Source organism: Psychrobacter sp. A3 (assembly GCF_028823565.1).
Classification (GTDB): Bacteria; Pseudomonadota; Gammaproteobacteria; order Pseudomonadales; family Moraxellaceae; genus Psychrobacter; species Psychrobacter celer.
Genome location: NZ_JAPEHS010000096.1, coordinates 1 through 8,921, shown reverse-complemented (window position 1 = coordinate 8,921; position 8,921 = coordinate 1). Strand labels below are relative to the sequence as shown.

At 45.6% G+C, this 8,921-nt stretch carries 7 protein-coding genes and 4 tRNA genes; 10 read left to right on the top strand and 1 reads right to left on the bottom strand.

Translation table 11 applies throughout. From position 1 onward, the window contains the following. Positions 1-47: 47 nt before the first annotated feature. Entirely contained in the window at positions 48-461 is a 414-nt protein-coding gene (locus NK638_RS10870) for an organic hydroperoxide resistance protein (RefSeq protein ID WP_105244849.1), read from the bottom strand. 384 nt (positions 462-845) lie between these two features. Here NK638_RS10870 and NK638_RS10865 point away from each other — a divergent pair, with 384 nt between their 5' ends. The 10 genes from NK638_RS10865 to NK638_RS10820 form a co-directional block, all read left to right on the top strand. Next, a complete protein-coding gene (locus NK638_RS10865; protein WP_274633035.1) occupies positions 846-1,748 on the top strand; it encodes a hypothetical protein in 903 nt (300 codons plus the stop codon). 188 nt (positions 1,749-1,936) lie between these two features. Beyond that, complete coding sequence (locus NK638_RS10860; protein WP_274633034.1) at positions 1,937-3,532, top strand: peptide chain release factor 3; 1,596 nt, start codon at positions 1,937-1,939, stop codon at positions 3,530-3,532. A 324-nt stretch (positions 3,533-3,856) separates the two neighbouring features. Then, complete coding sequence (locus NK638_RS10855) at positions 3,857-4,615, top strand: RsiV family protein (protein WP_274633033.1); 759 nt, start codon at positions 3,857-3,859, stop codon at positions 4,613-4,615. Between the two features lie 103 nt (positions 4,616-4,718). After that, positions 4,719-5,849, top strand: coding sequence for an FHA domain-containing protein (locus tag NK638_RS10850; RefSeq protein WP_274633032.1), 1,131 nt, complete (start codon positions 4,719-4,721; stop codon positions 5,847-5,849). Positions 5,850-6,099: 250 nt separating this feature from the next. Next, complete coding sequence (locus tag NK638_RS10845) at positions 6,100-7,596, top strand: anthranilate synthase component I family protein (protein ID WP_274633031.1); 1,497 nt, start codon at positions 6,100-6,102, stop codon at positions 7,594-7,596. Between the two features lie 149 nt (positions 7,597-7,745). After that, a tRNA-Thr gene (locus NK638_RS10840) sits at positions 7,746-7,821 on the top strand. Positions 7,822-7,888: 67 nt separating this feature from the next. Beyond that, positions 7,889-7,972 (top strand) — tRNA-Tyr (locus tag NK638_RS10835). 80 nt (positions 7,973-8,052) lie between these two features. Further along, a tRNA-Gly gene (locus NK638_RS10830) sits at positions 8,053-8,126 on the top strand. Between the two features lie 116 nt (positions 8,127-8,242). Further along, positions 8,243-8,317, top strand: a tRNA-Thr gene (locus NK638_RS10825). 520 nt (positions 8,318-8,837) lie between these two features. Further along, positions 8,838-8,921, top strand: an 84-nt coding sequence (locus NK638_RS10820; RefSeq protein ID WP_001029591.1) for a GTP-binding protein, incomplete at its 3' end; no start/stop codon positions are given.

Sequence of the window (8,921 nt, the reverse complement as noted above, 5' to 3'; positions counted from 1 at the left end):
ATATTCTTTTTAGAGTGCATCGGCTATACTGTAGAGTAGCCGAGAACTTATTGAACCTCTGATGTCACCTCGACGTCGATATTGCCGCGCGTGGCTTTCGAATATGGGCAGACTTGGTGGGCTTTTTCGACCAGCTTTTGGAACTCATCAGCAGATAGCTCAGTGTTTTTGCCAATCACGTGGATTTTTGCCGCCAGCTTATAGTCGTGCCCTTCGCCTTGCATCAGATCAACTTCTACTTCGGTGGTGGAGTCAAATTTGGCTTTTTCCATTTGTTTGACCGCGCCTAATGCGCCATCAAAACAAGCGCTGTAACCCATGGCAAATAGCTGCTCTGGGTTATTGCCGTCTTTGCCAGAGCCGGGTGGTACCATATTGATACTCAGATCGCTATCAGCGAGACTGGCTGAGCCTGCACGGCCGCCGGTGGTTGTAGCTTTAGTAGAGTATAACGTTTTCATAACACATCCTTTGTTGTTGGTTTTGTCGCTCGAGGTGAGCTTTATTGATTTAGAGACTATTGTATTAAAATTGATTTAGAAACTTATGTATTAAAGACTTATATAAATACGATTGTAGGTGCGAGCGTCGAATAAAGGCTGGTAAGCTCATATTGCTTTTATCCATGGTAGCAAGCTATTTGATGCGCACAATGGGTCAGGCGTAAACATATATAAAAAGTTTGTAAATATACAAACAGTGTGCGCATAACAAAACAGCGTTGATATATAAATAATGAGGGTATTGAGGTAAACTAATTACATCAATATCGCTGTTTGATACTCAGTATAGATGACAACAAATGGCAATCGACCTGACCATGACAAGGATACTACTTAATGTTAATGAGCAACTCTATAAAAAAACGGATGGTGATTCCCAGCGTATTGTCTGTGTTGGCGCTGACGATGGTTGGCTGTGAAGAAGACGATGGTGTGTATGGTTCGGGGAATAGTAACGAGCTTGAAATCAATCATTTTGAGCGCGTAAACAATAACATCGCACGTATTGAGATTGAATATAGTGATGGAGAGCGTGATATTGATGTCACAAACATCAAGGGTGCGCTGAGCTCGCCAAGTATTAATGATTTACCAGTTGCAACCGTGTTAGGAAACAACTTTGAAGGCACCCTCGAAGATCGCTATATTGAAGTCGATGGCCGCACAGTAAAACGCCCTATCTATGAGAAGGGCAGTAATAAACAATTGAACTATCAAATACGCTATAGAACGTTGAACCTATCAGGAACAGATGCGAGTAGCTACCAAAAAGGCAATCGTCCTAGTGATGATCGTGGTATTTTCACTGATTTGAATAATTTCACCAATATTCCTATAAATGCTAGCTTCCCTACTGGTTCCGTGTGTTATATCCCTGTGACTAAGAGCGAAGAAGCGTTTTTTGTGTTTAATGATAAAAACAAAACACGATACCAAACCCTAGAAGACTGGATTGAGGTAAATGAGGACAGGTTTGGTGACAATCAGCGATATTCCACTACCACAGTCAAAGTAGGTAAAGATAATAATGCTCGTGCGGCGCAGGTGACGTTTTTTTCTACCGATGAGCGGCCTGAATATAACTACTATGGTGCTGAATATGGTAAGTCGGTTTTTGATGCAAACTATATCAACAAAAATGAACAGCGACCTAATGAAGACAGCTTTCGCGGCGTAGTCGATTGCACGTTGGTCAATGACGTAGCGGCTGACTTTTTAGAGAGAGAAATCAAACGCTATTATTAAAAAAAGCCCATCATTCAGGCCAAAAACATCGTAACCTCCAAGGTCGCACGCTCTATTGGGCTATCATAGAGCGTGTTTTTTTATGCGCTAATTCTGCAGTCAGGCGCTAAATCCGTTACAATACGCTCATATTTACCCTATTTATTTAGACTAATCTCTAAATGACCCAACTGCTGAAGCCGAACATTATGAGCGTAGACCCAAAAAAACTAAATCAAGAAGTTGCCAAGCGCCGCACCTTCGCCATTATCTCGCACCCTGATGCGGGTAAGACCACCATGACCGAAAAGCTGCTCCTATGGGGACAAGCCATTCAGGTGGCAGGCGAGGTCAAAGGCCGCAAAACTGATCGCCATGCCACCTCTGACTGGATGAGCATGGAGCAAGAGCGTGGTATCTCTATCACCACCTCCGTCATGCAGTTTCCTTACAAAGACCATATGGTCAATCTACTAGACACCCCAGGTCACGCCGACTTTAGTGAGGATACTTATCGTACTCTGACCGCCGTAGACAGCGCGCTGATGATGGTCGATGGTGCCAAAGGTGTCGAAGAGCGTACCATCAAGCTGATGGAAGTCTGCCGTATGCGTGACACCCCCATCATCTCATTTGTCAACAAGCTCGATCGTCAGATTCGCGAGCCGCTTGAGCTACTGAGTGAAATCGAAGCGGTACTAAAGATTAAATGCGTGCCCGTCACATGGCCGATTGGCATGGGTCAGGATTTTGTTGGGGTCTATCATCTTGCAGAAGACAAAACCTATCTTTATGAGAAAGGCAATGGCGGCAAGATGACCGTCTCTGAAACGCGTGAAGGCTACGATTATCCTGATATACGCGAGCGTCTAGGTCAGCTGATGTTTGATGCTTTTGAGGAGTCACTTGAGCTGGTACAAATGGCGCTCGAAGAGTTCGATGTAGAGGCGTTTTTAAAAGGCGAGATGACCCCTGTGTTGTTTGGTACCGCGCTGGGCAACTTTGGCGTCAATATGGTACTTGATACCTTGGTCAAATATGCCCCGCCACCCAAAGCCCATCCAACGACTGAGCGCGAAGTGGCTGCGACCGAAACGGCGTTTAGTGGTTTTGTCTTTAAAATTCAGGCCAATATGGACCCGCGCCACCGTGACCGCATTGCGTTTTTGCGGGTCTGCTCAGGTAAATACGAAAAAGGCATGAAAATGAAGCACGTGCGTTTGGGCAAAGACGTGCGTATTGCTGATGCCTTAACCTTTTTAGCGGGCGACCGTGAAGCGCTAGAAGAGGCGTATCCGGGTGATATTATTGGCTTACACAATCACGGGACAATCTCTATCGGTGATAGCTTCACCGAAGGCGAGGAGTTGAACTTTACAGGGATTCCGCACTTTGCCCCTGAGCTGTTTCGCCGTGTGGTATTAAAAGACCCGCTCAAATCCAAAGCGCTACAAAAGGGCTTACAGCAGCTCTCCGAGGAAGGTGCCACGCAGGTGTTTATGCCGCAGATCAATAACGATTTGATTTTGGGCGCGGTCGGGGTGCTGCAGTTCGAAGTTGTCGCTCATCGTCTCAAAGAAGAGTACAAAGTACAGTGCAGCTTTGAGCCGGTCTCTATTGCGACGGTACGCTGGATTCATTGTGATGATGAGGCGGCGCTTGCGAAGTTTAAGAAAAAAGCCCATGATCAGCTATCGATAGATGGCGGTGGTTATCTGACTTACCTTGCGCCATCACGTGTCAACTTGCAATTGATGCAAGATCGTTATCCAGAAATCACCTTTAGCAGCACGCGTGAGCATTAAAACGACTGTTATCAAATCAACCGTATCACTATATTGTTCATTGATTAAGACACGCTAGCCGTGTCTTTTTTATTGTCCGTTATTTATGCGGCAAATGAGTCAAGAGAGGTTTTGAGTGATTAGCAACACTTCAAAAACACAAACAGTGTTCCTACAATACAGCGTCATTGTTACGGTAGAATGTTAAACAATACTTTATATTATAAAAAGGAATGCATGAAAGCTATGGTTCAATCTCATCTTAATAGGTTCACGCTGACGCATATTTCTTTAGGCAGAGTAGGGCGTATACGGCAAATTGGTCTCTTAGCAAGCGGTTTACTGATGGGGGCCGCTAGTCTGTCCGCAAATGCAGGTAGCCTGATCAGCTCAACAGAGTATCTCGATTATCAGTTACCAGAAAAAATTCAAAAGATATGTACTGAGCGTGATAATTGCCCAGATATTGAAGTCAAATATCTCAAAAGCAATCACAGCTGGATAGACAACACCGTCAATGCACGTATTGATGCGCTGGTGGTCAATAGCAAACCTAGTGAGTCAGGCGCACGAGTGGTAAAAACGCCTGACGATGTCAAAGCGGCGCTTGATGAGTTTGTGACCTCACAGTTTGCGGAGGTGCCAGCAGACAGCGTGTTTGTCTATAGCCTTATGGTCACGCCAGAATACTTAGGTCACGTCAATGATTTTGAGCTGTTTGAAATACACTCATACGTCTTTACGGGCGGCGCTCACGGCATGCCCTATAGTGAGTACTTAATATTTGATCAACAAACCAAAAAACCAATTCAGCTGGCAGACATGCTACAGCCCAACAAAAAATCTCGCTTTAACGCCTTAGCCTATAGCGCTTATAAAGAATGGGTCAAGACAGTCGATGAGGATGTTGCCAGCTATGAGAAAAGCTGGCCGTTTACCCTAAGTGATAATGTCACATTGACAGATCAGGGCATCGATATTCGCTATCAGCACTATTCTATCGGGCCTTATGCTTATGGTATGCCAGTGCTGAGCATCCCTTATAGCCAGCTTCAAGGGGTTATCAAACCGCAGTTTTTGCCAGCGCGCCTGTCGAATAAATAGTTATCGTTGATGTGTTTGGCACATTTGCCTGCTCAGCGATCAAATCTGAGAGATACCTGAATACATTACATGTAAAATTTCATAAAAAATAAGGAGTCATAGCATGATGAATCATACAGATAATGCACATACCACCGTAGACGCAGACAGTTGGCGTCTCAATGCCCTAACCGAAGCGTTGGGCGATTTGACATTGACCGTTACAGATAGCCTATCGATTGGCCGTGGCAGCGACAATGATGTGGTGCTAGGCAGTAAAGCGGTGTCACGCAACCACGCAGTACTGAGCGTGCTGGATACTGAGCTTTATGTCAAAGACTTAGACTCCTCTAACGGAACCTTTGTTAATAATAAGCGTATTGAGGCGAATAAAACGGTTCAGCTGAACGCCGACGATAAGCTTGGCTTTGCTAGCTTTGAGTTTCAAGTAATGGTTTTAGCTGCCGAGGATATAGAGTCAAGCGCCATTGATCCAGCCACCAAAGAGCCGAAAGCAAAAGAGCCAGAAGAGATAGTAGGCTCAGTGCAAGAAGATCTAGAGAGCACTAGCACGCCATCGAAGCAGTCGGCAACAGAGTCATCACTGCCACCTGCCGCTGTTGAAGAAACGATCCCAGCAAGACCTGCATCACCTAGTGAGACAGTTTCAGTAGAAGCTACGCCAGAGCCAGTAGTAAAAGAAACGATCGTCGAGGAGGTGCTCGCGGCTAGTGCAGGCGAGGCCGCCATGTCCGCCGACCCTGTAGAAGAAGGTATTATTGCCCCTACGTCAGCTCAAAATGAACCTCAAGAAACTGTTGCGGCAGAGCCAGTAGCCAAAGAACAAGTCGCTGCAACACCAGTAGTCGAAGAGCCAGTCGTTGAAGAGCCGGCCACTAAAGATCCAGTCGTTGAAGAACCAATAGTAAAAGAGCCAAAAGCCGAAGCACCCGTAGCCGAACGCCAAAGTCCTGAGCATGACAAAACCACCAAAACTGCGCTACAAGAAGAAGCGGATCCTGAGGTGCTGCGCGCCAAGCAAGCGGCGACCGCTCAGTTTTCAGGAACTGCCAATCTCGGTCAGGAGCGCGACCTTGGTACCGAAGGCAATAATGCCATGGAGCAAGCCATCAATAATCCTGCCAATACTGGCCAAGTAGAGAAAAAATCCAGCGGCGGCTGGTTTGTGTGGGTGTTTATTGCAATTTTGATTATCGGGTTGGCGTTATGGTTGTTTAATATGGGCGGCGCTTAATTTTAATGGCGTTTCATTTTAATATAGTACTGGCCAGTCCGTTTGAGCCGCTATAACCCCAGCGGGCTTTGATATAATTAGCGGCTACCAGTTATCCTTACTATGCCACTGATAATAAAATAAGCCACCAATCTGCCATTTTTATAGCGTCAACATTCAGTAGAGTGTTGACGCTATCTTGCATTTGTATTGTGACTATCGTTTTTACTGTTCTTATCTTTTGCCAATCGTTTGCTAAGAGAGTTTCATTATGATGACCTTTGAAGAATATCAAGCTTTTCAAGACCGTGGTTTTAGCCATGCGCCACTGATAAAAAAACGCTTGATGGATGCCCAAACGCCAGTCTCGGTGTTTTCCAAAGTACGTGATTTGAGCGGTTCGGCCTACTTGTTTGAGTCGGTGGCAGGCGGTGAGCGTTGGGCACGGTATTCGATGATTGGTTTGGGTGGTGATCTGATCGTGCAATATATAGATGGGGCAATGACGGTCAAAAAAAATGATCATATCGACGTGGAGATGGTAGACCAACCATTTGAGTATATTCGTACCCTGATGGCAGAGTATCAAATGCCAACTTCAACAGACATGCCGGCACTGCCGAGCTTTAGCGGTGGTCTGGTTGGGTATTTCGGCTACGATATGGTACGGGTGATCGAGCCGAGTATGGGAGAGTGTGAAGCGCCCAACCCAATGACCATGCCTGATATGTGGCTGATGCTATCGATGAATGTGATAGTCTTTGATAGGCTAGAAAATACTCTATCTATCATCGTCTATGCTGACTGCAGAAGCGATGACGGCTATAGCCATGCCATTCGTGAGCTAGAAAAAATAGAAGATAAGCTGACAGAGATGCCAAGCTTGTACGCCCCTATCATGCCAACGCCGAAGTTCGTCTCGCAAACCGGGCAAGATAAATACAGTACGGATGTCAATAAAATCAAAGACTACATTATGACAGGGGATGTGCAGCAAGTGGTGCCAGCCCAGCGCCTGACCGCGGATTATAAAGGAAACTCGCTGGCAGTGTATCGTGCGCTGCGATTTTTAAACCCATCGCCGTATTTGTTTTTAGTGCATGGCTACACGTTAGATGATCACAAACGTTTTGATATCATCGGTGCCTCTCCTGAGATGCTATCTCGCGTAGAGGATGGCCGTGTCAGCGTGCGTCCGCTGGCAGGCACGCGCAAACGTGGCCAAGATGCCGCCGCCGATTTAGCACTTGAGACGGCGCTGCTCGCTGACCAGCAAGCGGTCGCCGAGCACTGCAAGCTCGTTGACTTAGCACGTGATGATCTTAGCCGCGTCTGTGAAGATAGCAGCGTTGAGGTCAGCCAAAAAATGGCTGTCGAGCGTTATTCGCAAGTGATGCAGATGGCCTCTCATGTTGAGGGTGCGATAACTGCTGACAAAGATGCGCTCGATGTACTGTGTGCCACTTTTCCTGCAGGCTCACTGTCAGGTGCACCCAAAATCCGCGCGATGCAAATCCTCGATGAGATTGAGCCTGTGCGTCGTAGCGTCTTTGGCGGCTGCGTTGGTTATTTGGGCTGGCATGGCAATATGGACACCGCGATAGCGGTGCGCACAGCAGTGATGCGCCGCGGCAAGATACATATCCAAGTAGGCGCAAGTGTGAATGACAGTGCTACTGCAGACGCGATGTGGGAGGAGACCAACCAAAAAGCCCAAATACTGATAAAAGCCGTAAAAATGGCCTGTAATGGATTACGTATTCGCTAACGGTTAGGCTTACAGCGAACGGTAAAACAAGCACAAATGCTATGACTGCGATAAAAGCGGTTTTATGGCCAAAAAAAACAGCAACATAATCAATGGGGCTTGCGTCTCTCAAAATATTTGATAGAATAGCCACCACTTTGAGAGAACAAGCCGACTTAGCTCAGTTGGTAGAGCAACTGACTTGTAATCAGTAGGTCGCCAGTTCGATCCCGGCAGTCGGCACCATCTCTTTCAAAGTCGCTTTTTATAAAATTGTCTTGTTTTAAAGTCATTTTTGTTCAAAGCACCCTAAGGTGGGATTGGGGAGCGGTCAAACCCAACAGACTGTAAATCTGTCGCGAAAGCTTCGAAGGTTCGAATCCTTCTCCCACCACCATATTTTAAGTTTGTCATAGCGCCAAGCAAGCTCTTATTATGATAGACTCTCTATTAGAGTCAGCCAAAACAAGAGTAATTGCGGGTGTGGTATAATGGTAACACCTTAGCCTTCCAAGCTAATGACGCGGGTTCGATTCCCGCCACCCGCTCCATTTATACACCATAGCAAAGACTACCAATAATACATCACGACAGTCAGTTATCATCGCTGCATCGTGATATTTTTTTTAGTAAATCTACAGATTTCTGCTGTAGTTATTAAAAATATGCTCATATAGCTCAGCGGTAGAGCACTCCCTTGGTAAGGGAGAGGTCTCGAGTTCAATTCTCGATATGAGCTCCATTTATTGTTTTAGCTTTTTGTGTTTGCCTTGAGCTTTAATACACAGCTTTACGTCAATATCGAAATTATAGAATATTGAAAACTATAAAATTAGTGTGGCAGATTATAATTCAAAGGTGACACTGAGGTGTTGCCTTTTAGTGCTGTCAATTGGTTAACAAAGCAGTAAAGCTTCAGCTGGTAGATTGGTTAGGGACTCGTAAGATATCGTAACGTAACCGCCATATCGCGATACCGTGGATGATGGGCAATCGCGCAAAAAGCAAGTATAATAACCAAACATATAAGTGTAATCAAAAATAAGCTTGAATAAAAACAAGTTTGAATAAAGCATTGAAACGTACCGTGTTTAGAGGCAAATGAAGAGTCTTGTGTTTGCGATAAGATGTTAAGCAAGGTCGTTTTGGTAGTTAAGCCATAGCGTCAACGGTTTGATGGTTGAATATGCATCAGAAGCCGTCAAACAGCTATTCACTGATCTTTTATTGATAAAGATTCACCAAAAAAAGAGGAATTACCCATGGCAAAGGCCAAGTTTGAACGCAACAAGCCCCACGTCAACGTCGGCACCATCGGACACGTTGACCACGGTAAAACAACCCTA